Origin of the sequence: Stackebrandtia nassauensis DSM 44728, from assembly GCF_000024545.1 — a bacterium.
In the GTDB taxonomy this organism is placed as follows: domain Bacteria; phylum Actinomycetota; class Actinomycetes; order Mycobacteriales; family Micromonosporaceae; genus Stackebrandtia; species Stackebrandtia nassauensis.
The window spans coordinates 1840639-1865337 of the sequence record NC_013947.1; the positions used below are offsets into that span (position 1 = coordinate 1840639).

22 protein-coding genes and 1 pseudogene are annotated in these 24699 nt (G+C 69.9%); 13 read left to right on the forward strand and 10 right to left on the reverse strand.

What is annotated here, in order from left to right; translation table 11 throughout:
* The first annotated feature begins 2 nt into the window (after positions 1 to 2).
* Positions 3 to 2975, forward strand: coding sequence for a helix-turn-helix transcriptional regulator (locus tag SNAS_RS08665; RefSeq protein WP_169313864.1), 2973 nt, complete (start codon positions 3 to 5; stop codon positions 2973 to 2975).
* A 118-nt stretch (positions 2976 to 3093) separates the two neighbouring features.
* Positions 3094 to 4782 carry a proline--tRNA ligase gene (locus SNAS_RS08670; protein WP_013017027.1) on the forward strand — a complete coding sequence of 563 codons (1689 nt, stop codon included), beginning with the start codon at positions 3094 to 3096 and terminating at the stop codon, positions 4780 to 4782.
* Here the strand turns inward: SNAS_RS08670 and SNAS_RS37145 are convergent.
* Positions 4779 to 4904 (reverse strand): hypothetical protein, encoded by a 126-nt coding sequence (locus SNAS_RS37145; RefSeq protein ID WP_013017028.1) that lies wholly within the window; start codon positions 4902 to 4904, stop codon positions 4779 to 4781. The two genes, SNAS_RS08670 and SNAS_RS37145, sit on opposite strands and share 4 nt — an antisense overlap.
* A gap of 168 nt (positions 4905 to 5072) precedes the next feature.
* Here SNAS_RS37145 and SNAS_RS08675 point away from each other — a divergent pair, with 168 nt between their 5' ends.
* Both SNAS_RS08675 and SNAS_RS08680 read left to right on the forward strand, forming a co-directional pair.
* On the forward strand, positions 5073 to 5564 hold the full coding sequence (locus SNAS_RS08675) for a hypothetical protein (protein ID WP_013017029.1): 492 nt from the start codon (positions 5073 to 5075) through the stop codon (positions 5562 to 5564).
* A gap of 19 nt (positions 5565 to 5583) precedes the next feature.
* Positions 5584 to 6477, forward strand: coding sequence for an alpha/beta fold hydrolase (locus SNAS_RS08680; RefSeq protein ID WP_169313865.1), 894 nt, complete (start codon positions 5584 to 5586; stop codon positions 6475 to 6477).
* Between the two features lie 57 nt (positions 6478 to 6534).
* On the opposite strand, the gene SNAS_RS08685 is transcribed toward SNAS_RS08680, so the two are convergent.
* Positions 6535 to 7290, reverse strand: a complete 756-nt coding sequence (locus tag SNAS_RS08685; protein WP_013017031.1) for an SDR family oxidoreductase — start codon at positions 7288 to 7290, stop codon at positions 6535 to 6537.
* 91 nt (positions 7291 to 7381) lie between these two features.
* Between SNAS_RS08685 and SNAS_RS33875 the strand changes: the two are divergent.
* A pseudogene (locus SNAS_RS33875) lies at positions 7382 to 8185 on the forward strand (helix-turn-helix transcriptional regulator); the annotation flags it as partial.
* Positions 8186 to 8222: 37 nt separating this feature from the next.
* Entirely contained in the window at positions 8223 to 8723 is a 501-nt protein-coding gene (locus tag SNAS_RS37535) for a DinB family protein (protein WP_144300438.1), read from the forward strand.
* 6 nt (positions 8724 to 8729) lie between these two features.
* Here the strand turns inward: SNAS_RS37535 and SNAS_RS32560 are convergent, their stop codons facing one another.
* The 3 genes from SNAS_RS32560 to SNAS_RS08710 are packed head-to-tail and all read right to left on the reverse strand — an operon-like array spanning position 8730 to position 10654.
* Positions 8730 to 9590, reverse strand: a complete 861-nt coding sequence (locus tag SNAS_RS32560) for a hypothetical protein (RefSeq protein WP_013017033.1) — start codon at positions 9588 to 9590, stop codon at positions 8730 to 8732.
* A 17-nt stretch (positions 9591 to 9607) separates the two neighbouring features.
* Positions 9608 to 10117 (reverse strand): hypothetical protein, encoded by a 510-nt coding sequence (locus SNAS_RS08705; protein ID WP_013017034.1) that lies wholly within the window; start codon positions 10115 to 10117, stop codon positions 9608 to 9610.
* A gap of 3 nt (positions 10118 to 10120) precedes the next feature.
* Positions 10121 to 10654 (reverse strand): hypothetical protein, encoded by a 534-nt coding sequence (locus SNAS_RS08710; protein ID WP_013017035.1) that lies wholly within the window; start codon positions 10652 to 10654, stop codon positions 10121 to 10123.
* A 126-nt stretch (positions 10655 to 10780) separates the two neighbouring features.
* Between SNAS_RS08710 and SNAS_RS08715 the strand changes: the two genes are divergently transcribed.
* Positions 10781 to 13504 (forward strand): AfsR/SARP family transcriptional regulator, encoded by a 2724-nt coding sequence (locus SNAS_RS08715; protein ID WP_013017036.1) that lies wholly within the window; start codon positions 10781 to 10783, stop codon positions 13502 to 13504.
* Positions 13505 to 13516: 12 nt separating this feature from the next.
* Here SNAS_RS08715 and SNAS_RS35060 read toward each other — a convergent pair whose 3' ends face one another.
* The gene (locus tag SNAS_RS35060) at positions 13517 to 13831 is read right to left on the reverse strand and encodes a hypothetical protein (protein ID WP_013017037.1); all 315 of its coding nucleotides are present in this window, start codon (positions 13829 to 13831) and stop codon (positions 13517 to 13519) included.
* 100 nt (positions 13832 to 13931) lie between these two features.
* On the opposite strand from SNAS_RS35060, the gene SNAS_RS08720 reads away from it, so the two are divergent.
* Positions 13932 to 16217, forward strand: coding sequence for a tetratricopeptide repeat protein (locus SNAS_RS08720; protein WP_144300439.1), 2286 nt, complete (start codon positions 13932 to 13934; stop codon positions 16215 to 16217).
* Between the two features lie 12 nt (positions 16218 to 16229).
* Here SNAS_RS08720 and SNAS_RS08725 read toward each other — a convergent pair whose 3' ends face one another.
* From SNAS_RS08725 to SNAS_RS08740, 4 genes are all read right to left on the reverse strand, one after another.
* The gene (locus SNAS_RS08725; RefSeq protein ID WP_013017039.1) at positions 16230 to 16721 is read right to left on the reverse strand and encodes a DUF1203 domain-containing protein; all 492 of its coding nucleotides are present in this window, start codon (positions 16719 to 16721) and stop codon (positions 16230 to 16232) included.
* A gap of 99 nt (positions 16722 to 16820) precedes the next feature.
* A complete protein-coding gene (locus SNAS_RS08730) occupies positions 16821 to 17618 on the reverse strand; it encodes a MetQ/NlpA family ABC transporter substrate-binding protein (protein WP_013017040.1) in 798 nt (265 codons plus the stop codon).
* Positions 17619 to 17692: 74 nt separating this feature from the next.
* Entirely contained in the window at positions 17693 to 18334 is a 642-nt protein-coding gene (locus SNAS_RS08735) for a methionine ABC transporter permease (RefSeq protein WP_013017041.1), read from the reverse strand.
* Complete coding sequence (locus SNAS_RS08740) at positions 18331 to 19236, reverse strand: methionine ABC transporter ATP-binding protein (protein WP_211207347.1); 906 nt, start codon at positions 19234 to 19236, stop codon at positions 18331 to 18333. Before SNAS_RS08740 ends, SNAS_RS08735 begins: the two co-directional genes overlap by 4 nt.
* Positions 19237 to 19631: 395 nt before the next feature.
* On the opposite strand from SNAS_RS08740, the gene SNAS_RS08745 reads away from it, so the two are divergent.
* From SNAS_RS08745 to SNAS_RS08765, 5 genes are all read left to right on the forward strand, one after another.
* The gene (locus SNAS_RS08745) at positions 19632 to 20948 is read left to right on the forward strand and encodes a M16 family metallopeptidase (protein ID WP_013017043.1); all 1317 of its coding nucleotides are present in this window, start codon (positions 19632 to 19634) and stop codon (positions 20946 to 20948) included.
* Positions 20945 to 22261 carry a M16 family metallopeptidase gene (locus SNAS_RS08750; RefSeq protein WP_013017044.1) on the forward strand — a complete coding sequence of 439 codons (1317 nt, stop codon included), beginning with the start codon at positions 20945 to 20947 and terminating at the stop codon, positions 22259 to 22261. Before SNAS_RS08745 ends, SNAS_RS08750 begins: the two co-directional genes overlap by 4 nt.
* Positions 22258 to 23106 (forward strand): NAD(+) diphosphatase, encoded by an 849-nt coding sequence (gene nudC, locus SNAS_RS08755; RefSeq protein WP_013017045.1) that lies wholly within the window; start codon positions 22258 to 22260, stop codon positions 23104 to 23106. The genes SNAS_RS08750 and nudC overlap by 4 nt, the downstream gene beginning before the upstream one ends.
* A 185-nt stretch (positions 23107 to 23291) precedes the next feature.
* Complete coding sequence (locus SNAS_RS08760; RefSeq protein ID WP_169313866.1) at positions 23292 to 23954, forward strand: LPXTG cell wall anchor domain-containing protein; 663 nt, start codon at positions 23292 to 23294, stop codon at positions 23952 to 23954.
* A 122-nt stretch (positions 23955 to 24076) separates the two neighbouring features.
* On the forward strand, positions 24077 to 24697 hold the full coding sequence (locus SNAS_RS08765) for a winged helix-turn-helix domain-containing protein (protein WP_013017047.1): 621 nt from the start codon (positions 24077 to 24079) through the stop codon (positions 24695 to 24697).
* Positions 24698 to 24699 lie beyond the last annotated feature (2 nt).

Consider the following 24699-nt stretch of genomic DNA (forward strand, 5'->3'; position numbering starts at 1 on the left):
ACATGGCCCGACTTGGAACAGGAATCCCGCTGGTAGCCCGCCGGGCGGAGATGCGCATATTGAACACGGCATTGGAACGCGCCAGGTCGAAGCGGCCTGGCGCGTTGCTGCTGTCCGGAGACGCGGGCGTCGGCAAGTCCCGCGTCCTGTCGGAGCTGCTCGACAAGGCCCGCGAGGACGGCGACCTGGTGTTCGTCGGACGCTGCCTCGACACCGGCGAATCGGCGCTGCCCTACCTGCCGTTCGCCGAGATCAGCGACCAGATCTTCGAGTACGACCCCGAACTCGTCACCGGCAGCGACGCGCTGCTGCGCCTGATACCCGGCCGTGAACCCGGCGACGGCGGTCGCGGCGGCGAACGCGACCTCGGCCAGCTGCGGCTGTTCGACGCGCTGCGTTCCGTGATCGACCGGCTGGCCGCCGACAAGACCGTGGTACTGGCCTTCGAGGACCTGCACTGGGCCGACCGCTCCAGCCGGGAACTGCTCAGCTTCCTGCTGGCCCGACTGACCCAGCAGCGGCTGCTCATCATCGCCACCGTCCGCTCCGACGACCTGCACCGCCGCCACCCGCTGCGGCCGCTGCTGGCCGAACTGGTGCGGCTGCCGCACGTCGACCGGCTGCACCTGGAGCCCTTCGCCGCCACCGACATCGACGTGTTCGTCCGCTCGCTGTCCACCGTGGACGTGTCCGAGACCGTGATGCGCGCGATCGCCGAACGCAGCGAGGGCAACGCCTTCCTGGCCGAGGAACTGGTCTCGGCCGCCACCGCCGACGTCCCCCGGGAACTGGCCGAGGTGCTGCTGGCCCGCGTCGAACGACTCTCGGCCCCGGCACAGAAGGCGATCCGGTTGGCCTCGGTGATGGGCCGCGACTTCAAGCACCGGCGACTGTCCGCCGTCGCCGATCTGACGCCCGACGAACTCGACCTCGCGCTGCGCGAGGCCGTCGCCCACAACGTCCTGACCATCGACGAGGCCACCGAGTCCTACTCGTTCCGGCACGCGCTGCTGCACGAGGCCGTCTACCACGACCTGCTGCCCGGTGAACGCTCCCGGCTGCACGGCCGGGTCGCCGAGGCGATGAAGACCGAACCCGGCGCCCGGGCCGCCGAACTGGCCCGCCACAGCATGGAAAGCCACGACCTGCCCACCGCCCTGGCCGCGTCGGTCGCGGCGGCCGAACAGGCCGAGGAGATGGGAGCCCCCGCCGAGGTCCTCATCCACACCGAACGCGCCCTGCAACTGTGGAGCGCCGTCGCCGAACCCGAGAAGGTCAGCGGCAGCGACGAACTGGAACTGATGGTGTGGTCGGCGTGGGCCGCCGGAGCCTCGGGCGAACCCGACCGGGCCGTGGCCCACAGCCGCGCCGCCATCGACCTGGCCGACCGGCTCGGCGACGTCGTCCACGCGGCGGAGAAACGCCGTCGGCTCGCGGAGTTCCAGCTGGGTCTGGACGGGCAACAGGGCCAGGCCCTCGCCGTGGTGCGGGAAGCCTGGGATTCGATCGCCGACACCGCACCCAGCGCGGGTAAGGCCAGGCTGCACGCCACCATGGCCCGCGCCTACCGGGCCAACCGCTACCGGGACAAGGCCGCCGAACTGGCCGCGGCCGCCATCGAGACCGCCCAGGCCGCCGCCGCGCTGTCCGACGGCACCGACGACAAGGAGCGGTGTCGACTGCTGGCCGCCGAGGCCGACGCGCGCGTCACCCGGGTCATGGCCGCGGACCGCGACACCCACGACGTCGACACCGTCGTCGAGCGGATCAACGAGGCGGCGGAGCTGGCCCGCAGGGCCGGTTCCTCGGAGATGGAACTGCGGGCCCACTACATGTGCGGCCTGGTGCTGCTGGAGGCCGGACGGCTGACCGACGCGCTGGTCCCGATCGACCGGGGTGTGGAACGCGCCGCCGAACTCGGCGTCACCTGGGGCGGGCACGGACTGGAGCTGCGGGTCGTGCAGGGCATCACCCGCTACATGGCCGGGGACTGGGACGGGGCCGAGGTGGCGACCGAACTCGTCGGCGAGTCGGTGTCCGGCATGGTCGTCACCCGGGTCACGGCGGCGGGTCTGCTGGTCAGTGTCGGCCGGGGCCGCTTCGACATCGCCGACCGGCGGGTGGCACACCTGCGGGAGCGCTGGCACCTGGACTTGCAGGTGCTGACCCTGGTCGGACTCACCGGCACCGAACTGGCGGGACACCACGGCGATCCCGACCGGGCCGCCGCGTTCGCCGAGTGCGCCATCGAACAGCTGGGGCAGTTCCAGGAGAACCACTTCGCCACCGTTTCGCTGGCCGCGGTGGGCATCGCCGCGTATGCCGATGTCGCCGAGGAGGCCCGGAGCGCGAAGGACACCGCCGCCGCGTCCGCCGCCGTCGCGGCGGGGGAGCGGCTGGCCGCGGTCGGGCACCGGGTCTTCGACGCGGGCCAGGTCAACTCGGGCACCGTCGGACCCGAGGGCATCGCCTGGCTGCGGCAGATCGACGCCGAGACCGCCCGGCTGCGCGGCGCCTCCGACCCGGCGCTGTGGCGCGAAGCCGTGGCGGCCTTCGGTTACGGCGAGATCTACCGGCAGGCCATCGGCCGGTGGCGGCTGGCCGAGGCGCTGCTGGCGGGCGGCAACCGCGCCGACCGGGAGGAAGCCGCCACCCAGTTGGCGCTGGCCGCCAAGACCGCCGACAAGCTGGACGCCGCGCCGCTGCGCAAGGCCGTGGCCGCGCTGACCCGCCGGGCGAGGCTGCGCGGCGAAGCCTCGGCAGCCGCCCCGGCCAACGGTCTGCTCACCGACCGCGAACTGGCGGTACTGAAGCTGGTCGCGGTGGGCCACACCAACAAGCAGGTCGGCGCCGAACTGTTCATCAGCGACAAGACCGTCAGCGTCCACCTGTCGCGGGTGATGGCCAAACTCGGCGTCACCAGCCGCACCGAGGCCGTCAGCGCCGCCTACACGGCCGGGCTGCTGGACAGCTGAGACCGACGCGCTCCGGGGCCCGTCGGGCCCCGGAGGCGCGGGCCTAGACTCGCCTCGGGGCCCGCGCAGGATCTGCGCACCCGGGCATTCCGTTCGACACGACTTCCGAGGTCACCACATGCGATGGTCCACACTGTACGCTCCGACGCTGCGCGACTTTCCCGCCGAGGCCGAGGCGCCGAGCCACCAGCGTCTGGTGCGGGCCGGTTTCATCCGGCAGCTCGCGGCGGGGCACTATTCGCTGCTGCCGCTGGCCATCCGGGTGCGGGCCAAGATCATGGCGGTGATCCGCGAGGAACTGGACCGCATCGGGGCCCAGGAGTTCCTGTTGCCCGCGATGCATCCCGCCGAGATCTGGCACGCCAGCGGCCGGTGGGACGTGATGGGCTCGGAGATGTTCCGGCTGAAGGACCGCAAGGGCGCGCAGCTGGCACTGGGCATGACCCACGAGGAGATCTTCACCTCCATCGCCACCGAGCTGAACTCGTACAAGCAACTGCCGCAGATCTGGTACCAGTTCCAGACCAAGTTCCGCGACGAACCCCGGCCCAAGGGTGGGCTGTTGCGGGTGCGCGAGTTCACCATGAAGGACTCCTACAGCTTCGACCTGGACGCCGCCGGACTCGACGCCGCCTTCGACAAGCACCGCGGGGCCTACCTGCGGATCTTCGAGCGGCTCGGCATTCCCGCCATCCCGGTCGACGCCTCCAGCGGCACCATGGGCGGCAGCGGCTCCACCGAGTTCATGAGCCCGGCACCGTCCGGTGAGGACCTCGTCATGCGTTGCGGCTGCGGTTACGCCGCCAACGTCGAGACCGCCACCTCCCGGCTGGCACCGGCGCCCGACGAGGACAGCGCCGAGGTGACCCCGTTCGACACCCCCGAGGTGCGCACCATCGCCGACCTGGCCGAGCGGCACGACGTGGCCGCCGATCGCCAGATCAAGACGCTGGTCTACGTCATCGACGAGACCGTGACCCTGGTACTGCTGCGCGGCGACCACGAGCTCGTGGAGCAGAAGCTCGTCGACGCCACCGGGGCGGTGAGCCTGCGTCCCGCCGAGCCCGGCGAGATCCACTCCCACCTGGGCGCGTCGGCCGGAAGCCTTGGCGCCGTTGCCGTCAGTGACCTGCCGATCCTCGCCGACGAGGCGCTGCGCGGCCGGGTCAACATGACCACGGGCGCCAACCGCGACGAGGTCCACCTGCGCGGTGTCGACGTCGACCGCGACATCACCGTCGGCCGGTGGCTGGACCTGCGCCGGGCCCAGCCGGGCGAGGCGTGCCCCGAATGCGGGCAGCCGCTGGAGGAGGTCCGCACGATCGAGGTCGGGCACATCTTCAAGCTGGGCACCAAGTACTCCGAGGTCCTGGACGCCAAGGTCTTGGATGCCAACGGCAAGGCGGTGCCGGTGGTCATGGGCAGCTACGGCATCGGCGTCGAGCGCGCCATCGCCGCCATCGTCGAGGCCCACCACGACGAGGCGGGCATCAAGTGGCCGGTCAACGTCGCGCCCTACACCGTCGCCGTGGTCATGATGAGCACAAAGGACGACGAGGTGCGTCAGGCCGCCGAGAACCTGTACCGGCAGCTGTCCGACACCGACGTCATCCTGGACGACCGCGACGCCCGTCCCGGTGCCAAGCTCACCGACGTCGAACTGGTCGGCATCCCGTTTAGGGTCACGGTCGGCGCCCGGGGACTGAAGACGGGCAGCGTCGAGATCACCTCGCGGGCCACCGGGGAGACCGAGACCGTGCCGGTGGCCGAGGCCGCCGCGCGGGTGCGCGACCTGTTGAAGAACTAGGCGCCCGGTTCACCCTCGTCGTCGGCGAGTACGTCCTCGTCCTCGGCGAGCAGTTCGTCCTCGGTGGAGCCCTCGAGCGTGTCCTCCGGTTCGTAGTCCTCGACCTCGTCGGTGTAGTCCATCGCGATGTTCCTCCGGAGTCTTGTGGGGCAAAGGTTTGAGCCGCGTGCGGCGACTCGAGGGGCGAGGGTCATCTTATAGGACGACGGCCACCTCGTCGGCGTTGAATTTTCACCTTCCGTTGGCTTTTTCGGTTTCCTTCACTTGACAGATCATGTAAAGTACTTGCTATGATCCGTCAAGTGAGTGTGGAGTTGACCGTCGACGGGCTGGCCGAGCACCTGGTGCGGCTGACCACCAACCGCCTGCTCGACCCGCTGGCGATCCTGCTGGAGTCCGACGACGCGGTGGCCAAACCCCGCGCCCAGGTCGAACGCGCGGCCCGGGGCTGGGCCGAGGTCATGCTCGGCGGCGACCACCAGGCCGCCGTCATGCTCGCGGTCCGCTTCAGCGCCATGCTGTTCCCGGCCGACGAACCCGTCGAACCCTCCCGGCAGTGGTGGGCCACCCCGTTGGGCCGCGTCGTGGCCTGGCGGGTGGGTCACCCGTCGCGGCGCCACGTCCCCTACGAGATCGCCGGAGCCATGCTCGGCATCACCCGCCAGGGCGTCGGCGACCTCGTCAACCGGAACAAACTCCGCCGCCACCCCGACGGCGGCGTCGACGTCGACTCCATCCGGGCCCGGCTGGCCGCACTCATGACCGACACCCCGAACCCTTGAGAGGCACAGCATGTCCGACATGACCATTCACTCCGGATCCGTCCCGATCGCCACCCGCGACCACGGCGGCGACGGCCCGCCCGTCCTGCTGCTGCACGGCGGCGGCGGAAACCTGCTGGGCTGGCGGGACTTCCCGAACCGGCTGACCCCCGCCCACCGGGTGGTGTCCTTCGACCTGCGCGGCCACGGCCACTCCGGCGACGGCGACTGGGACACCGCGTCCCTGCTCGCCGACATCCGCGCCGTGGCCGACCACTTCGGATTCGACGAGCCCGCGCTCGTGGGCCATTCGCTGGGCGGCATGCTGTCCGCGCTGTGGGCCCGGGACAACCCCGGCTGCCCGGCGGCGGTCAGCATCGACGGCCACCGCTCCGCCGCCACCCACGAGCACAACTACGACGGCCTCGACCCCGAGACGCTGCGCGCCGACCTGAAGGCCATCACCGAGGTCTTCGACGCCCAGACCGCCGCCCTGGAGCGGCCGGTGCCACCCGAACAGCTGGAAGCCATGCGCGCCATGCGATCCCCGGACGAAGGCGAGGCTGTTTTCGAAGCCCGGCTTCAGCGTGATCTCGTCGAGCGTGACGGTCAGACCTACAGCCGTCTCGGCGCCGACACCGCGCGGCTGCTGCGGGTGATGCCCGAGTTCGTCGACGCCGTCCCGGTGCTGAACGACGTGGCCGTCCCGTTCCTGATGTTGCTGGCCACTCGCGACTTCCCCGGGCTGCCGCCCCAGTTCGGGCCGCTGATGGCCGCCCACCGGGCCGGACTGCGCCGGGACCTGGCGACGGTGCGCCAGACCCGGCCCAACCTCGAAGTCACTGAAGTGGACGGCAGCCACGGCATGGTGAGCGAACGGCCGGACGAGGTCGCGGCCCTGGTGCTGGACTTCCTTGCGCGGGACCGAAACTAGCCGCACGGCTCGGCGGGGCCGCGCGACACATCGCGCGGCCCCGCCGTCTCGGTGTCCCTACCAGGGCACGACGCCGTCGTTGGTCAGCAGCCACGGCTCCTCGTCGGAGTGGAACCCACCGTTCGGGCTGTCGGCGCCCAAGAGCGCGACCTTCACCGCGATCGCCGCGCCCTGCTCGGCCGTCCGGTGTCCACTGTGATCGTTGAGGTCGGTCGCGCAGTACCCGGGGGTGACCACGTTGAACCGGATCGGGGAGTCCCAGAACTCCTTCGCGTAGGACACCGTGAGCCGGTTCAGCGCCGCCTTGGACGCCGCGTAGATTCCGCCCTGGATATGCCACAGTGGGCCGTTGCGGTGCAGCGCCACCGTGTTGGAACCGACCTCACTGGACACGTTCACCACCCGCGCCGCCGCGGAGCGGCGCAGCAACGGCAGCAGCGCGTTGGTCACCCCGAGAACGCCCAGGACGTTGACCTCCAGCACCCCGCGCGCCGCCGCCACGGTGAGTCCGCTGGTGCTCCAGACCGGTTCGCCCACCCGGGTGATCCCGGCGTTGTTGACCAGGACGTCGAGTCGACCATGTTCCGCGTCGATACGTTTCGCGGCGGCGGCGATGCTGTCGGCGTCGGTGACCTCCAGCTGGCAGAACCGCGCGTCGATGCCCTCGCCGCGCAGTGTCTCGGCGGCGGTCTCGCCCCGTTCGGTCGAACGGGCTCCGATCAGGACCGTCAGGCCCGCCGTGCCGAGACCGCGCGCGATCTCGAGACCGATTCCCTTGTTGGCGCCGGTGATGAGTGCGATGTTGTTCGTCATGCCCGCCACCTTGCGTCCGAATCCGGCCCGCGAACAGAGACCCCCTTAACCTGGTATCGCCGGTACCTGTCTGAGCCACCGACCTCGCGGCATGCTTGGCGTTGTGAACCGCGAAGAACTGGCCGCCTTCCTGAAGATCCGGCGCGGCAGGATCCAGCCCGGCAACGTCGGCCTGCCCGACGGCACCCGCCGACGCACCCCGGGCCTGCGCCGCCAAGAGGTCGCGCAGCTGGCGGGCATGTCGGTCGACTACTACATCCGGCTCGAACAGGCCCGCGGGCCGAGGCCGTCCCGGCAGGTCCTCAACGCGCTGGCCCGGGCGCTGATGCTCAACCTCGACGAACGCGCCCACCTGTTCCACCTGGTGGGGGAGACCCCGGAACCGTCGGCGGCGCCCAGCCGCGACGTCCCCGACGGCATCACCCACCTGCTGGCGGCCATGACCGAGGTCCCCGCCTACATCGTGGACGCCGGTTACACGGTGCTGGCCGCCAACGCGCTGGCGCGCGCCTTCATGGCCAACCTGCCCCGCGAGAAGTGCACGCGCGGCAACATCGTGCGGGTCATCTTCGCCCAGGAGAGCGCCGCCCAGCTGTCCGACCCCGACCACCTGCGGTTCGCCCGTTCCTGTGTGGCCGACCTGCGCGCGGCGGCGGCCCGCTACCCCGACGACGTCGCGCTGCGCACCCTCATCGACGACCTGCTGCGCACCAGTCCCGAGTTCGGCGAGATCTGGGCCGAACACGAGGTCGAGGTGCGCCGCAACATGTCCAAACGCATCGACCACCCGCTGGTGGGACCCATCGACGTGGAGTGCCAGGTGCTGCTGGTCCCCGAACGGGACCAGCGGTTGATCCTCTACGTCGCCGAACCCGGTTCACCATCCCAGCACGCGATCCAGGAGCTGGCCCGGTTGCATATATCGTTATCCGATGATCAACCCCGATACGGATGTTCCCCCGCCCAGGGGATTCACCGAGGAGAAGGCGACGCTGGTGGCCTGCCTGAACTACCTGCGGGATCGGGTGGTCGCCAAGCTTTCCGGGCTCAGCGACGAACAGGCCAGCGACCCCGGCGTCCCGTCCGGCACCAGCCCGATGGGACTGGTCAAACACCTGACCTCGGCGGAGCTCAACTGGTTCGTGTGGGCTTACACCGCCGAGGCCGAGGAACAGTGGGAACACTCGCCGCTGCCCGACGAGCTCGACTCCGTCGACAGTGTCATCGCCGAGTACCGCGCCGCCAACGAACGCTGCGACGCGATCATCGAGGCGTGCACCGATCTGGGCGCGCCCGGCAAGCAGATCGTCTGGGAGGGTGAGCCCTCGCCGTGTCTGCGCTGGATCCTGGTCCACACCATCGAGGACACCGCCCGGCACGCCGGACACCTCGACATCCTGCGCGAACGCATCGACGGTTCGATCGGCCGCTGAGGAGGATCAGCTGCCCGGGTTCGTCGGGAGCTGGAACTCCTTGCTGCCCGGGTCGTCGGCGATCTGGGGCCGGGCGGGCAGGATCTTGTCCATCTTCGCGTCGATGATGTCGGCGTCCTTGTGCAGAATCTTGGCGAGGATGTCCTCCTCCTGGGTCATGCCGGAGTCGAGCGAGCTGAGCTGGTCGTTCATCTGCTCCAAAATGGAGTTCGGGTCGGTGCCGGTGATCGGCCTGGTCCCGACCTCCGCCGCGGCGATCCCGGCGGCACCGGCCAACATCCCCATACCCAGCGCGAAGGCACCGACGCTGGTGCCCGCGGTGGGGATGGCGGCGGCGACCGCCAGGACGGCGCCGATGATCGTTAGCGCCCTGCCGTCGTCGTTCTTGTCCTCGATCTCCATGGCCCGGTTCAACGCGGCGATGGTGTTGTCGGCGATCGTGATGGCGTCCTTGCGGGACCGGTCCAGGATCTCCTTCGACGCCTGGATCGCCGCGTGCAGTTCGACGACGATCTCCACCTGGTTGGTGACGGTCTTGGGAAACGGCGTCAGGTAGTTGTCCACGAAGGCCTCGGCGGCGGTGCCCTGCCAGTCCCGCAGGTCGCCCTTGACGGTGTCCATCTTCTCGGTCACCGGGTCCTCCAGCTGCGACTTGACGCCCTCCAGGTCGGTCAGGATCGATTCCAGCGGCTTGGGGTCGCGCTCGTAGAACGGCTTGTACTGGCCGCCGATCCAGTCGAGCTCGCCGTAGTAGTCGTCGGGACTCTTGAAGATGCCCCAACCCATGTCGGCCCACAGCTCGGCGGCCATTTCCCGGATCTTCGCCGCCTTGGACTTGATGGTCGAGACGTCGTCTTCATAGGACATGTCGGCTCCTTGGGATCTCAGCGGAACGGTCGGGCGACGTCACTGTCGTCGGGCTTGTCGCCGTCGATCTGGCCCGGGGTCTTCGAGTCGTCGGGCATGGGCGGCTCCAACCGCCGCCCCGGCGGCTGGTCCAGTTCCTGACTGTCCAGATGCTTCTTGCGCAGCTCGTCCAGATCGGCGGCCGCACCGGCGTCCTTCTCGGCGAAGTTCTCGCTGACGGTCACCAGCGCCTCGCCGGTGTCGTAGAGGTTGGTGGCGCTCTTGGCCAGCACCGTGTTCAGGGTGTCGCGCAGCTCGGTCCAGATCGGATAGACGGTCCCGAGCGGGAACATGGTGTCCTTCATCTGTTCGGCGGGGTCGAAGACCCCGGCGTTGGAGGTGCGGTCGAAGGCCTGCTCGTCCTTGTCGCCCTCGCCGGTGGCGTGGGTGCCACCGGCCGCGGTCGCGTAGACCTCCGCGACCATCGGCAGGGACACCGCCCCGGCCTTCCACAGGTCGTACAGTTCCGCCGCTACGGGATCGGGCATGGGTCATCGCTCCTTCGAAGTTGGGTTGAGCTCGGCGAACTTCTGCTCGGCCGCCTTCAGGCGCTCGGCGAGGGTCGACACGATCACCGCGTTGACCTCGGTGGCGAGCCGTTCCTCGACCGGATCGAGGCGGCTGACGGAGCCGGGACGCAGCCGAAACTCGATCTGGTCGATGCCGCGCCACCGCATCTGCACCACCCGGCCCGGGGAGGTGGACTGGGCGCTGACCTCACCGGCCGCCTCGACGAACTCGCGGCGACGTTTCGCCGCCGGGCCGTCGGGCCGCAGTCGCGGGTTCTCGGCCGCCATCGGATCCGAGCCCATGATGCTGGTCAGACCCTTGCGGTAACCGTTGAAGGCACCACGTACGGCGGCGGTAATCTCGGCGGCCAGCGCCTCCTCGGAGTGCCCGGCGACGCCGTTGTCGGCGAACCGGACCCGGATGTTTCCCTGACCGTCGGCGGTCGCGGTCACGATGAGTTTCGGTGAGGTGGCGCTGACGGCGAGCCGCCGCGTCTTGTCCAGCAGGGTTTCCATGGGTGGACCTCGTGGGTGGCAAGGACGTTGAAGTGTCTGTACTATGCGTTCTCACCGCTGCTGGAAGGTTGTCGATATGTTGAATTCCGAGGTCAGCGCCCTCGTGCCGCGCACCGGACAGTAGCCATGGAGATCCGGCTGCTGGGCGCCGTCGAGGCCCGGCACGAGGGCGAACGCATCGACTTCGGACACTCACGGCAACGCGCCGTGTTGGCGTTGCTCGCGGTCAACCCCAACACGGCGGTCACCGCCGAGCGGCTGATCGACGGCCTGTGGGGCGACGCGCCGCCGCAGCGCGCCCGCCGTACCCTGCACAGCTACCTGTCCCGGGTCCGCAAGCTGCTGTCCGTTGCCGCCGACGTCGACATCGAACACCGCCACGGCGGCTACGTCCTGAGCATCCCGCCCGAGCGGATCGACCTGCATCGGTTCCGGCAGTTGGTGTCCGGCGCCGAGACGGTGGCGCAGTGGGACGAGGCCATGGCACTGTGGACCGGCGATCCCTTCGACGGTCTGGACTTCCCCGGCCTGGACGCGCTGTGCGGCGGCCTGGAGATCGAGTGGCTGACCGCCGAACTGGACCGCAACGACGTGCTGCTGCGCCACGGGCTGCACGCCCGCACGGTGCCCGACCTGCGCGTGCTGGCCGTCCGGTTCCCCTGGGACGAACGCATCGCCGCCCAGCTGATGCTGGCCCTGTACCGGGGCGGCCGCCAGACCGAGGCACTGGAGCACTACGAACGACTGCGACGGGAACTGGCCGAACGCCTCGGCAGCGACCCGGGCCCGCGACTGCGGGAACTGCACCGCCAGATCCTCACCGCCGAAGCCGACTCCGAACCCGCCGCAGCGCCGCCCTCGGCGACGGTGCCCCGGCAGTTGCCCGCCGCCCCCCGCCGCTTCGCCGGTCGCGCCGACGATCTGGAAACCCTCGACGCCACCGGCGATCCGATCGCGGTGGTCACCGGCCCCGGCGGCATCGGCAAGACCTGGCTGGTGCTGCGCTGGGCCCACGACAACCTGGACCGGTTCCCCGACGGCCAGCTCTACCTCGACCTGCGCGGCTTCGACCCCCACTCGGCGCCGCTGCCGCCCGGCGTCGCGATCCTCGGTCTGCTGCAGGGACTCGGTGTCAAGGACGACGCCATACCCTCCAACCTGGACGCGCAGATCGGCCTGTACCGCAGCCTGCTGGCCGACAAGCGAATGCTGATCGTCCTCGACAACGCCCGCGAGTCCAGCCAGCTCACCCCGCTGCTGCCCGGCGGCTCCACCTGCACCACCCTCATCACCAGCCGCCACGTCCTGCCCGCGCTGTCGGCCTCCCACGACGCCACCCGGGTCCGGCTCGACGTCATGAAACCCGACGACGCCCACGCCGCCCTGGCCGCCCACCTGGGAGCCAACCGGCTGGCCTGTGAACCCGCCGTGGCCGCCGAACTCGTCGACCACTGCGGCGGTCTGCCGCTGGCCCTGGGCATCATCGCCGCCCACGGCAACGCCCACCCCAACTTCCCACTGGAGACGGTCGCGGCCGAACTGCGCGAGGCCACCACCCGTCTGGACACACTGGACTCCGGTGAGCTGTCCTCCAACCTGCGCGCCGTCTTTGACACCTCCCGCGCCGCCCTCAGCCCCGAGGCCGCCGAGGTCTTCAACCACATCGGACTCATGTCGGCGGGTCGGCTGCGCCTGGAAGCCGTCGCCAGCGTCGCCGGGCAACCCGTGGACCGCTGCAAGGCCCTGCTGCGGGAACTGGAGGAAGCCCACCTCATCGAGCAGTTCAAGCCGCACCGCTACCGCATGCACGACCTCATCCACCTGTACGCCATGGAGGGCGCGCACGCCACCAATCCCGACAGCTCGGCGGCATACGCCCGGCTGGTGGACCACTACCTCTACAGTGCCCGGTCAGCCGTGGCGCCGCTGGTCACGGGATCCAGTCCCATCACCATGGCCGAACCCGAGCCCGGAGCCGTGGTGCTGTCGTTCACCGACCGGGACGCGGCCTTCGACTGGTTCGGCGAGGAACACCGCAACCTGCGCGACGCGCAACGCATCGCCGAAGGCCACGGCTGGAGCGACCGGGTCTGGCAGCTGCCGTGGATGATGCGGGTCCTGCACCACCTCAGCTTCCACGCCGAGGAGGAGATCGACATGTGGCGGCGCGCCGCGACGGCCACCGCCAACAATCCCGACACCACCGCGCGCGCCATCGTCCACTGCCAACTCGCCAAGGCACACGTGCTGCACGGCGACCTCGACGAGGTCGTCGGGCACGTCGACATCGCGCTGGCGGTCGCCACGGACGAGGCTCCCGTCGCCGTGTTCTCGGGCGTCGCCAACGCCCTGTCGGTGTACGCGCAGAAACAGGGCGACGCCAAGGCGGTCCTGCCGAAGCTGGCCGTCGCGGAGGCGGCGTTGCGGCGCCGCGGCGACGACTTCGCGTTGGCGGTCGCGTTGAACACCAAGTCAATGGTGCTCAGCGAGCTCGGTGACGTGGACGCCGCGGTCGCGACCTGCGAGACGGCCCTGGAGCTGATCCGCGGCTCCGAGGAGGACCAGCTGCGGGCGGCCATCCTGGACTCCATCGGGGTCGCGCACCAGGCGGCCGAACGCCACGACGTGGCGCTGGGGTACTTCCGCGAGTCGCTGGAGCTGTTCACGCGCGGTCCGTCGAAGGCCATCCGGAAGATGCCGCTGGAGAACCTTGTGGACACGTACCTGGCGCTGGGGGACCTGGACGGTGCCCGCGAGGCGGGGGAGGAGCTGGTCGCGATCTACCTGAAGGAGCGGCACACCGAGGCGGTGGATCGGGTCCGGCGAAAGCTGCGGGACCACGCGGTCTGAGCCGGGGTCGGCTCAACGCCGCTCGTCGACCTTGACGCCGTCCTCGACGTATTCCCGCACCCGGTCCATCAGGGGGCCTTTGATGTGCTCCTTGTCGATCTCGTCGAGACCGACATTCGTCGTCTCCGCCGCGAATGTGCTGGCCCCGAGGCCCAGGGTCGTGGAACCGATCAACACCCCCGCCCCGATCGACGCGCCCTTCTTCGCTCCGTCGAGAACGGCGTTCCTGTTCTCGGCGGCGGCGAAGGCGTCGTCCCGGCGATCAGTTCGCCGACCTCGGCGACGTGCCCGGCCACGGTGGCCACGCGGGCGCACACGGCGGCGCATACGCCAACGCACACGAAATCCGAAGTGGTCACCCCCCGGCGGTCGTGTCGGGACGGCCACGGCCGTGCCGTTGGTGGCGGCGGCGTGGTTGGATGGGGGAGTGGGAGAGTCATCGGGGTCGGGTGACACCGAGCCGGTAGTCAGTGAGCTCGGGCAGTGGATGCTGGACAGGCACCGCGCCGGGCGCACCGTCGAAGCGCTGTCCATGTTCCGCAAGGCCCGGCAGCGCGGGATTCCGTTGGAACCGCAGCTGACCGAGCTGCACCGACGCCTGCTGTGCGACGATCCGGCGCTGTCGGGGGACGACGAACCCACCTGGCCCGCGCCCCGGCAGCTGCCGCCCGCGCCGAGTGACTTCGTCGGCCGCGAGACCGAACTGGCCGAACTGGACGCTCGCGCGTCCGGGCCGGTCATCGGGGTGCACGGCCTGGCCGGGGTCGGCAAGACGACGCTGGTGCTGCGGTGGGCGCACGGCGTCGCCGCCGGGTTCCGCGACGGACAGTTGTTCGTGGACCTTCGCGGCGGACCGGTCGGGGAACCGTTGCGGCCCTCGCAGATCCTGGACCGGGCGCTGCGGGCGCTGGGCGTTCCCACCGACGAGATCCCCTCCGATCTGGACCGACGTTCCCGGCTGTACCTGAGCCTGCTGCGGCAGCGCCGCGTCCTGGTCGTACTGGACAACGCCCGCGACACCGAGCAGGTCGATCCACTGTTGCCGGTCACCGGTTCGAGCCTGGTCATCGTGACCAGCCGGGAACCGTTGCCGGACATCGATTCCCTGGAACTGGGCGTACCCGGCACCGACCAGGCCGTCGCGCTGCTGCCCTCGGGGCGGCGCAGTGCCGAACTCGCCGAACAGTGCGCCCGGCTGCCGCTGGCGCTGCGAATGGTCGCCGGGATCCCCGACGTGGCGCTGCGCCCGGCCACCGAACCGAAAGCGGCACTGGGGACGGTCCTGGAGGAGGTGTACCGGCGGCTGGGGCCGCGACAGCAGCGGCTGCTGCGGGTCGTGGGCGGTTTCCCGGCCGCCACCGCGGGCACCACCGACCTGGCCGTGATGGCGAACCTGCCCGTCGACGAGACCGCGCGACTGCTGGACGAACTGGCCGCGACCGGGCTCATCGAGACCGTCGGGCCCGGCGGCTGGCGCGGCCACGACCTGGTGCGCGCGTTCGCCCGCGAACAACCGGGGCACAACGATTCCCCGCGCGACGACCTGCGTCGGCTGCTGGACTGGTACGTGCCCGCCACCTCCCGCGCCAACGCCGTCGCCTTCGGCACCTCGGTCCGCGCCGAGACCGGCGAGGTACGGCCGCCGGAGTTCGCCGACGCCGCCGAGGCCCTGGAGTGGCTGGACTTCCGGTACCCGAGCCTGCTGGGCGCGATCCGGCAGGGAGCCGGGAACGGCAACCCGGGACCGGCCGCCCACCTGGCCTCCGACCTGTTCCGGTACTTCTCGGTGCACGGGTACATCGAGGAATGGATGGACGTCACGGCGGTGGCGCTGGACGCCGCCCGCAGCGCCGGCGACCGCAAGATCGAGGTCCGGCTGTCGCTGAACCTGGGCTACGCCTGCTGGGACGCCGCCAAAGTGGACGAGGCGCACCGGCACTTCCAGCACGCCCTGGCCGTGTCGCAGGAACTGCGCGACCGCGACAGCCAGGCCACCGTCCTGGGTGTCCTCACCGGCGTCAACATCACCGTCGGCCGGTACCTGCGGGCCTACGAGTACGCCAGCGTCGCCCTGACCATGAGCCAGAGCCTCAACAACCACGTCAGCGAGGCCATCGCCACCGAGAACCTCGGCATCGTGGATCTGTTGCGCGGCAACAACGCGCAGGCGATCCGGCTGCTGGAGCGGTCGCTGTCGCTGTACCGGCGGCACAAGGTGCGGCTCATCGAACCCGACGCCCACAGTGAACTCGCCCGGGCGCTGTTCCGCGACGGGGACCTGGAGAAGGCCGCCTCGCACGCCGAACGCTCGGTGGGCGAGTTCAGCGACATCGGCGACGACAGCGCCGCCGCCTGGGCCAAGACCCGGCTCGGCCTCATCAACGGCGTCCTCGGCGACCCGGCCGAGGCACTGGACCTGCACCGGCAGGCGCTGCCGGTGATGCTGCGCTCGCCCCGCAACGAGTACAAGTCCGAGGCCCTCAACAACGCCGGAATCACCTACACCGCCGCGGGCCGTCCCGACTGGGCGCTGGAGTTCCACCACGAGGCGCTGGTCAACGCGCAACGCATCAGCTGCCTGTACGAGAAGGCCCGGGCGCTGGACGGCATCGCCGCCGCGCACCGGGCCCAGGGCGAACGCGCCGACGAGTACGCCCACCGCGCCCACGAGCTGTACGTGCGACTGGGTGCCGCCGAAGCCCGACGCGGCTGACGGCGCTTCTCGTCAGGCCCGTCGGACCTCGTAGAGGAAGCAGCCGTACTCGACGGCCCGCACGTGCACCAGCGCCGTTGCCGGGTCGGCGAACTGCTTCGCCAGCGTATCCTCAATGGACGTCACCGTGGGGTTGTCGTCCTCGACGTACACGCCGCCGATGATGCGTCCCTCGGCGTTGTAGGCGCGGCACACCCGCCGCTGCCCCAGCATGCCGGTCGGCACGCCGGGCTCGGCCGGGCCGCCGCAGTCCTCGGCGTGGATGAACACCGGCCCGAACTCCAGGTACGGCCCGGGCTTGGCGCCGGTCTCGGCCGCCCAGTGCCGCAGCGGCGAGTAGGACACGAGGAACAACCGCTCGCCGTCGCGACTGCGCCGCAGGCAGCAGCGCAACGGCTGCTCGGGATCGACGTGTTCCTCCGGCGGGTTCCCGGCGTCGTCGAGTTCGCGCAGCCGCTCCAGGATGTGCGGCGCGATCGCCGCGATCGTGTAAGTCGAAGTCATACCCGCAACGCTACGACCGCGTCCGGCCCACGGCTGGCGGAAAAACGACATGAAGTTGGCCGGGGCCGTGGTGACAGCCCCGGCCGTGCCGAGCCCCGCCTAGAACGCCGGGATCGAGTTCGGGAACTTCTTCGCCAGGTACTTCTTGACCTCGTCGGAGTTCAACAGCTTGGCCAGTTTCTTGACCTGCTCGTCGTCCTTGTCCTCCTCGCGCACCACCAGGACGTTGGCGTACGGGTTGTCCTTGCCGTCCTCCAGGATCAGCGCGTCCTTCTTGGGCTTGAGGTCGGCCTCCAGCGCGAAGTTGCCGTTGATGACCGCGAAGTCCACATCGTCCAGCGAACGCGGCAGCTGCGCGGCCTCCAGCGGGACGATCTTCAGGTCCTTCGGGTTCTCGGCGATGTCCGACTCGGTGGCCTCCAGGCCCGCGCCCTTCTTGAGCTTCAGCAAACCGTTGGCCTCCAACAGGTGCAGCGCCCGGCCGCCGTTGGTGGCGTCGTTGGGGATGGACACCTCGGAACCGTCCTTCAGGTCCTTGACGTCCTTGATGGAGCTGGAGTACCCGCCCAGCGGCTCGGTGAACACCTCGGCTACCGACACCAGGTTCGCGTCCTCGGCGGAGTTGTAGTCCTCCAGGAACGGCACATGCTGGAAGAAGTTCGCGTTGATGTCGCCGTTGGCCAGCGCCGGGTTGGGCTGGCTGTAGTCGGTGAACTCCTTGACCTCGATCGACAGGCCCTCTTTGTCGGCGAGGTTGTCGTCGATGTACTCCAGCAGCTCACCGTGCGGGGTCGGGGAGGCGCCGACGACGAGCGTGTCGGAGCTGCCCGCGCAGGCGGTCAACGACGTCGCGGCCAGGGCCCCGGCTATCACCGTCGTGGCTATCGTGCGTTTCATTGTTCTCTCCTTATTCGATCGATTTAGTCAAATTAATGTCGGACGTCGCGGAAAGCGGCCGGGCCCCGTGGGGATCAGCGGTGGTCGAGGCGGCGGGCCGTCCGGTCGCCGATGAACTGGAAGATCTGCACCAGCACCACCAGCAGCACCACCGTGGCGATCATGTAGTCGGTGCGGTAACGCTGGTAGCCGTAGCGGATCGCCAGGTCACCCAGGCCACCGCCACCGATCGCCCCGGCCATCGCCGAGTACCCGGTCACAGCCACCAGGGTCACGGTCAACCCCCGGATCAGGCCCGGCATGGCCTCGGGGATCAGCACCCGGCGCACGATCCCGGAATGGGTGGCGCCCATGGAGTCCGCGGCCTCGATCAGGCCCGGGTCCACCGACACCAGCGCCGACTCCACCAGCCTGGCGAAGAACGGGATCGCGGCCACCGCCAGCGGCACGATCGCCGCCGCGCTGCCGATCGTCGTGCCCACCAGCAGCCGGGTGAACGGCGTGATCGCGACCATCAGGATCACGAACGGCGCCGACCGTCCGATGTTGACGATCACGCCCAGGACGCGGTGCGTCGCCGGCCGCGGCCGGGTGCCCTGCGGCCCACTGGCGTACAGCACCACTCCCAGTGGGAGTCCGAACAGGATGGTCCAGAAGATCGAGGCGCCGACCATCTGGACGGTCTCGATCGTGGCGACGATGAGATCCTCGGTCATATCCGACGCACCCCGTATCCCTGCTCGGAAAGCCAGGCGGCGGCTTTCTCGCTGGCTGCTGACTGGGGCAGCCGCAACCGCAGCCGCCCAACGGTTCCCTGCGCCACGGTGTGCACCGAGGCGTCGGTGATGGAAGCGTCCACATCGAAGTGCCGCACCAACGCGGCCAGCACCGGCTCGCCCACGGCCGAACCGGTGAACGTCACCTCGACGTTGATCCCGCCGCCCTCGCCCGGTGCGGCCAGCCGGAACGCCTGATCGGCCAGGTCCGAACCCGGTGTGGCCAGCAGCTCCGCCACTGGCCCGTGCTCGACGACCTTGCCGTCGCGCATCACCGAGGCCGAGTCGCAGATCCGCGTGATGACGTCCAGCTCATGCGTGATGAGCAGGATCGTCAACCCCAGCGTGTCGCGCAGCTTCACGAACAGGTCGAGGATCTCCACGGTCGTGCCCGGGTCCAGGGCACTGGTCGCCTCGTCCGACAACAACACGTCGGGACGCAGGGCCAGTGCCCGGGCGATGGCCACCCGCTGCCGCTGACCACCCGACAGCTGCGCCGGGAACTTGCGCGCCTGATCGGACAGGCCCACCAGCTCCAGCAACTCCGCGACCCGCCGCTGCCGCTCGCCCCGCTCGACGCGGTGCAGCTTCAGCGGCAGCTCCACGTTCGCGGCGACCGTCCGGTTGTGCAACAGGTGGAAGTGCTGGAACACCATCCCGATGCGGGCTCTCGCATCCCGCAGTCCGGCGGGCGTGAGCGTCCCCAGGTCTCGCCCGGCGACCGTCACGGTCCCCGAGTCGGGAGGCTCCAGCAGGTTCACCACCCGCAACAGCGTCGACTTCCCGGCACCGGAACGGCCGAGAACGCCGTGGATCGTGGCCGCGGGCACGTCAAGACTCACGTCATCGACAGCCCGCGTCGAACCGAAACGTTTAGATACTTTGGACAGAGATATCACAGTCGTGCCTCATCTTGCGATGGCATGAGGGAGCCGCTTCGGGGCGCGGCGAAGGAATGGTGGCCCTCAGCTGGCACACATTCGACAGCACGCGGGCATGCCCGGCATCGCGACGCGCATGGCGTCGCGGCAGGTCAGGGCACGCACTCGGGTGGTCACAACACGCAGGCTATCCAGCCCGGCGGACCGGTCGCAACCGATTGTGAACAAGGTCGCCAAGCCCCGGGGCCACCAACCTCCTCCCCACTTTTGACCGTAGACGGGGAGCGCTGAAGGCGGGCTTAACCTGGCTGAGGCCACGCTGAGCACGACTTAGCAGCCGAGATAGGGTTCGCTGCGTGACTTCTCCCCAGCAGGTGGACATTCGCGCCGCCGCGTTTCCCGTCGAACAGTATCGGCTGTCCAACGGACTGAGGGTGGTACTCAGCCCGGACCGGGGGGTCCCGGTGGTGGCCGTCGCCGTGGTCTACGACATCGGCATCAGACTGGAACCGCAGGGCCGCACCGGCTTCGCGCACCTCTTCGAGCACCTGATGTTCCAGGGCTCGGCGAACGTGGCGAAGATGGAGCACATGAGCTACGTGCAGGGCTCCGGCGGCACCCTCAACGGCTCCACCCACCTGGACTACACCGACTACTACGAGATGCTTCCCTCCAACGCCCTGGAACGGGCGCTGTTCCTGGAGGCCGACCGGATGCGCGGCCCGGCCATCACCGAGGAGAACCTCGCCAACCAGGTCGACGTGGTCAAGGAGGAGATCCGGGTCAACGTCCTCAACCGCCCCTACGGCGGTTTCCCGTGGCTGAAGCTGCCGCCGGTGATGTTCGATACCTTCCCCAACGCCCACGACGGCTACGGGTCGTTCGCCGATCTGGAGGCCGCGACCGTCGCCGACGCGCAGTCGTTCTTCGACACCTATTACACCGCGGGCAACGCCGTGCTGACCGTCGCCGGTGACTTCGACGTCGCCGAGGCCACCGCGATGATCGAGCGGCACTTCGCCGACGTGCCCGGCCGCCCCGCGCCCGCGCACCCCGGGATCGGGGAGCCGGACCTGACGTCCGAGCGCCGCCACGCCTACACCGACCCGCGGGCCCCGTTGCCCGCGATCGCCGCCGCCTGGCGGGTTCCCGATCCGGTGAAGGACACCAAGGGCTACCTGCCGTACGTGGTGCTCGCCGAGCTGTTGACCGACGGCGACGCGTCGCGGTTGGTGGAGCGCATGATCCAGAAGGACCGCACTGCCACGAGCCTGGGCGGGTACGTCGGGTTCATGGGGGAGCCGTTCGCGGTGCGCGACCCCACGGCGCTGCTGTTCCAGGCGCACCTGCCGCCCGGCGGCGAACCCGAACGGGTTCTGGCTACTGTGGACGAGGAGTTGCGGCGGCTGGCGTCCGACGGTCTCGCCGAGGGCGAGCTGGAGCGGGTCAAGGCCCGCATCGCCACCCACGTGCTGCGCGAGGACGACTCGGTCATGAACCGGGTGCTGCGGCTGGGCACCGCCGCCGCGCTGCACGGCGACGCCGACGTGGCCCGGCAGCTGCCCAGACTGCTCGGTGAGGTCACCGCCGCCGAGATCACCCAGGCCGCGTCCCTGCTCACGCCGCAGCGTCGCGCCGTCGTCGAAGTCATCGCAGGAGGGGCTCAGCAGTGACCGTCCACACAGTTCCCGATCTGGCTCCGGCCACCGAATTCACGCTGCCGGACTGTCACGAGCGCGTCCTGGACAACGGCCTGACGATCCTGGCGATCCGCAGGCCCTCGGTGCCGCTGGTGGAGGTGCGGCTGCGACTGCCGTTCGCCGAGGCCGACGTCGCCGTGTCCTCGGTGATGGCGCAGACCATCATGTCCGGCACCGCCGACAAGTCCATCGTCGACATCGCCGCCGAGTTGCAGTCGGTGGGCGGCGGGCTGTCGGCCTCGGTCGACCCCGACCGGTTCCTGTTGGCGGGCAACGCTCTCGTCGACGGACTGCCCAGGCTGCTGGCCACCATGTCGGAGGTGCTGCACGGCGCCACCTATCCCGAGGACCAGGTCGACGTCGAGCGCGAGCGGTTGGCCGACCACATCAACGTGGCCCGGCAGCAGCCCGGCCACCTGGTGCAGGTGGCGCTGCTGAAGCGCATGTACGGCGCGCACCCGTACGCGGTGCAGACCCCCGAGCCCGAGGACGTCGGCGCGATCACGCCGCAGCAGCTGCTGGACCTGCACGCCGGACGCATCCACCCGGCCGGGGCCACCCTGGTCATCGTCGGTGACCTGCCCGCCGAACAGGCGCTGGACGCCGGGGCGGCGGCGCTGGCCGACTGGAACGGGCACTCCGAGCCGCGCAGTCTGGAACCGGTGGCGCCGTTGACCGCCGGGCCGGTCACCTTTGTGGACCGTCCGGATTCGGTGCAGTCCTCGATCCGGGTGGCGCTGACCGCGTTGCCGCGCGTCCACGACGACAACGCCGCCCAGCAGCTGGCCAACCTGATCTACGGCGGGTACTTCTCGTCGCGGCTGGTGGCCAACGTCCGCGAGAACAAGGGCTACAGCTATTCGCCGCGTTCGGCCGTCGACCACGCGCTGGCCGGAAGCGCCGTGGTCATCTCCGCCGACGTCGCCACCGAGGTGACGGCCCCGGCGCTGTGGGAGGTCTGGTACGAGCTGGGCCGCATCGCCGCGACCCCGCCCACCGAGGACGAACTGGAGCAGGCCCGCCGCTACGCGCTGGGCACGCTGCGGCTGGGCACCGCCACCCAGTCGGGTCTGGCGTCGCTGGCCTCGTCGTTCGCGGGCTGGGACCTGCGTCCCGACTGGCTGCTGGAGCACGCCAACCGGCTGGCGAGTGTGACCATTGAGGACGTCCAGCGGGTCGCCGCCGACATCTTCGCCCCCGCCAAGGCCGTCACGGTCGTACTCGGCGACGCCGCGCACGTCAAGGCCCCACTGGAGGGACTGACCCACGTGGAGGGCGCCAGATGAGACCGCAGCTGTCGAGGGCGGTGCTTGATCGCGCCGCCCATCGACGCGCGGATCCGGCCTGGCTGGACGAGGCGTGGACGCGCGCCAAGGTACTGGTCGTCGACCCCGCGAGCGGCAATGTCGCGGTCACCGGCGAACCCCCGGAACTGGTCTACACCGAACCGGACGCGGCACCCGACGGGGACCGGCTGTACCTGGGCGGCGAGAAGCAGCCCTATTTCGCGGTGGCCGCGCCGGTCGAGGCGGGCATGGGCCTGCGCGAGGCCGGGCCACTGCTGTCCGATTTCGACGTCGGGGTGCTCACCGAGGCCGTCGCCCTGGTGCGCTGGCACGCCGACCACACCTTCCACGCCGCCACCGGTGAACTCACCGAAGTGGACGAAGGCGGCTGGTCGCGGCGCGCGGGGGACAAGGTCTCCTGGCCCCGCACCGATCCGGCCGTCATGGTCATCATCACCGACGGCGCCGACCGGGTGCTGCTGGCCAACGGCAAGGGCTGGCCCGCCGACCGGTTCTCGTGTGTGGCCGGTTTCGTGGAACCCGGCGAATCCGCTGAGGCCGCCTGCCACCGGGAGGTGGCCGAGGAGGTCGGCGTCGACATCGACGGCCTGACCTATGTGGCCAGCCAACCGTGGCCCTACCCCCGTTCGCTGATGCTGGCCTTCGAGGCCGTCGCCGACCCGGCCCAGGACATCGTCGTCGAACCCGCCGAGATCGCCGCGGCCCGCTGGTTCGACCGCGCCGAACTGCGCGCCGCCCTGTCGGGCGAGACCGCACCGTTGCGGGTGCCGCCGTCCATCTCGATCGCCCGCTTCCTCATGGAACGCTGGCTGACCGAGAGCTGAACCGCGCCCCAACCCCGCCGTTAGAACACACGCACTGTCACCGGTAGTCACCGGTTTTCGGTGAGCCGTAACCGAAAAGCCGATAATTGTTATCGCACATGCACATGTCTCCGCTGGTAGCCTGGCGACCTCAAGTGCCCCAATATCCCGGCAACCCCAGATTCCTCAATCCCAGGAGAATTGTGTTGTCCCCCAAATCCATGCTGCGTCGCCTTGTTCCGGTGGCGCTCGCCGTCGCGATCATCGGCGCCCCGAGTGCGGCCCAGGCGACCGAGGTGACGATTGACATCAATCCGGGCAATGTCCCCACCACGGCCGAAGGCCACGGCGACCACAGCTGCGATCAGGTACCCGACGACATCGCCGACGACCAGGACGGCTGGGTGTTCGTCCTTCCCTCCGACCACGGCGACAAGGGCAAGTTCGTCTTGGTGACGGCCACCTTCGAGGACACCGAGGGCGTCGAGCACACCTACAACACCGACGACAACGGTGGCATCGTCGAATCCGGAACCTCCAAGGCGTACATCATCACGCCCGCGGGCTGGACGCTGACCGGCGCCACCGCCGAGGTCACCGGTGTCGGCGAAGACGCCAAGTTCAACCTGACCCACACCTGCCCCGGCAAGGGCGGCGAGAACCCCAGCGAGTCACCGTCCCCCTCGGACAGTGGGTCGGCGACCCCCGGCGACGGCACCTCCAGCCCCGGCGGCGACGACGAACTGCCGGTGACCGGCTCCAGCCTCACCACACCGCTGATCGCGGGCGTCGTGCTCGCGCTGGCCGGTGTGATCGCGCTGGTGCTGGCGCAGCGGCGCCGGGTCATGGCCATGCGCGACAACAACTAGCGACACACGCACAAGCACCGCCCACATCGGCGAGTCCGCATCCAACGGACGCTCACCCGATGTGGGCGGCTTTTTCGCGCCCCAGCTTGAAAAGAAGTCTTTCGAAAGATATGCTTCGACACATGACGGAGGATTCCAGCACCCCATCGGCGGAGCACCCCGAGAACTGGCCGCAGCGCCAGCTCCGGGACGCGACCTCGCTGCGAGCGCTGGCCCACCCGCTGCGGCTGCGGTTGCTGGAACTGCTGGGAGTGCACGGTCCCGCCACCGCCACCGAACTGGCCGAGCGCGTCGGCCACAGCCCCGCCAACTGCTCCTGGCACCTGCGGCAGCTGGCGGCGGGCGGATTCATCGAGGAGGCCGAAGGTGGCACCGGACGACAGCGGATCTGGCGCTTCGTGCCCTCGGGAAGTTCCTACGGCTACAGCGATGACGCCCCCGAGGTCGCCGAGGCCGCCGCCACCGCCAGCGCGATCCAGCTGGAACACGAGGTCGACGAACTGCGCACCTGGCGCGCCACCCGCCACACCGACTCCGACCGCTGGCGCGACGTCGCCTTCACCACCCAGTCGATTCTGTGGCTCACCGCCGACGAACTCGAGGAACTCAGCGAGCAGGTCGCCGAGCTGTACCTGCGGCAGGTGCGGCGCCACTTCGAGCCCGAGACCCGCCCGACAGGCTCCCGTCCGGTCCGTCTTATCGCCTGGGGCATCCCCGCCAAGAACCTCGAGACCGAGGAATAGCC

Bases quoted from the DNA above. Each gene is read 5' to 3' on its own strand.
- SNAS_RS08705 (WP_013017034.1), bottom strand. From the start codon at position 10,117: ATGCCCGATCCCGTAGCGGCGGAACTGTACGACCTGTGGAAGGCCGGG.
- SNAS_RS08765 (WP_013017047.1), top strand. From the start codon at position 24,077: ATGACGGAGGATTCCAGCACCCCATCGGCGGAGCACCCCGAGAACTGG.
- nudC (WP_013017045.1), top strand. From the start codon at position 22,258: ATGAGACCGCAGCTGTCGAGGGCGGTGCTTGATCGCGCCGCCCATCGA.
- SNAS_RS08725 (WP_013017039.1), bottom strand. From the start codon at position 16,721: ATGACTTCGACTTACACGATCGCGGCGATCGCGCCGCACATCCTGGAG.
- SNAS_RS08665 (WP_169313864.1), top strand. From the start codon at position 3: ATGGCCCGACTTGGAACAGGAATCCCGCTGGTAGCCCGCCGGGCGGAG.
- SNAS_RS32560 (WP_013017033.1), bottom strand. From the start codon at position 9,590: ATGTCCTATGAAGACGACGTCTCGACCATCAAGTCCAAGGCGGCGAAG.
- SNAS_RS08670 (WP_013017027.1), top strand. From the start codon at position 3,094: ATGCGATGGTCCACACTGTACGCTCCGACGCTGCGCGACTTTCCCGCC.
- SNAS_RS37535 (WP_144300438.1), top strand. From the start codon at position 8,223: ATGATCAACCCCGATACGGATGTTCCCCCGCCCAGGGGATTCACCGAG.
- SNAS_RS08685 (WP_013017031.1), bottom strand. From the start codon at position 7,290: ATGACGAACAACATCGCACTCATCACCGGCGCCAACAAGGGAATCGGT.
- SNAS_RS08735 (WP_013017041.1), bottom strand. From the start codon at position 18,334: ATGACCGAGGATCTCATCGTCGCCACGATCGAGACCGTCCAGATGGTC.
- SNAS_RS08730 (WP_013017040.1), bottom strand. From the start codon at position 17,618: ATGAAACGCACGATAGCCACGACGGTGATAGCCGGGGCCCTGGCCGCG.
- SNAS_RS35060 (WP_013017037.1), bottom strand. From the start codon at position 13,831: ATGCGCCGCCGTGTGCGCCCGCGTGGCCACCGTGGCCGGGCACGTCGC.
- SNAS_RS08675 (WP_013017029.1), top strand. From the start codon at position 5,073: ATGATCCGTCAAGTGAGTGTGGAGTTGACCGTCGACGGGCTGGCCGAG.
- SNAS_RS08715 (WP_013017036.1), top strand. From the start codon at position 10,781: ATGGAGATCCGGCTGCTGGGCGCCGTCGAGGCCCGGCACGAGGGCGAA.
- SNAS_RS08680 (WP_169313865.1), top strand. From the start codon at position 5,584: ATGACCATTCACTCCGGATCCGTCCCGATCGCCACCCGCGACCACGGC.
- SNAS_RS08710 (WP_013017035.1), bottom strand. From the start codon at position 10,654: ATGGAAACCCTGCTGGACAAGACGCGGCGGCTCGCCGTCAGCGCCACC.
- SNAS_RS37145 (WP_013017028.1), bottom strand. From the start codon at position 4,904: ATGGACTACACCGACGAGGTCGAGGACTACGAACCGGAGGACACGCTC.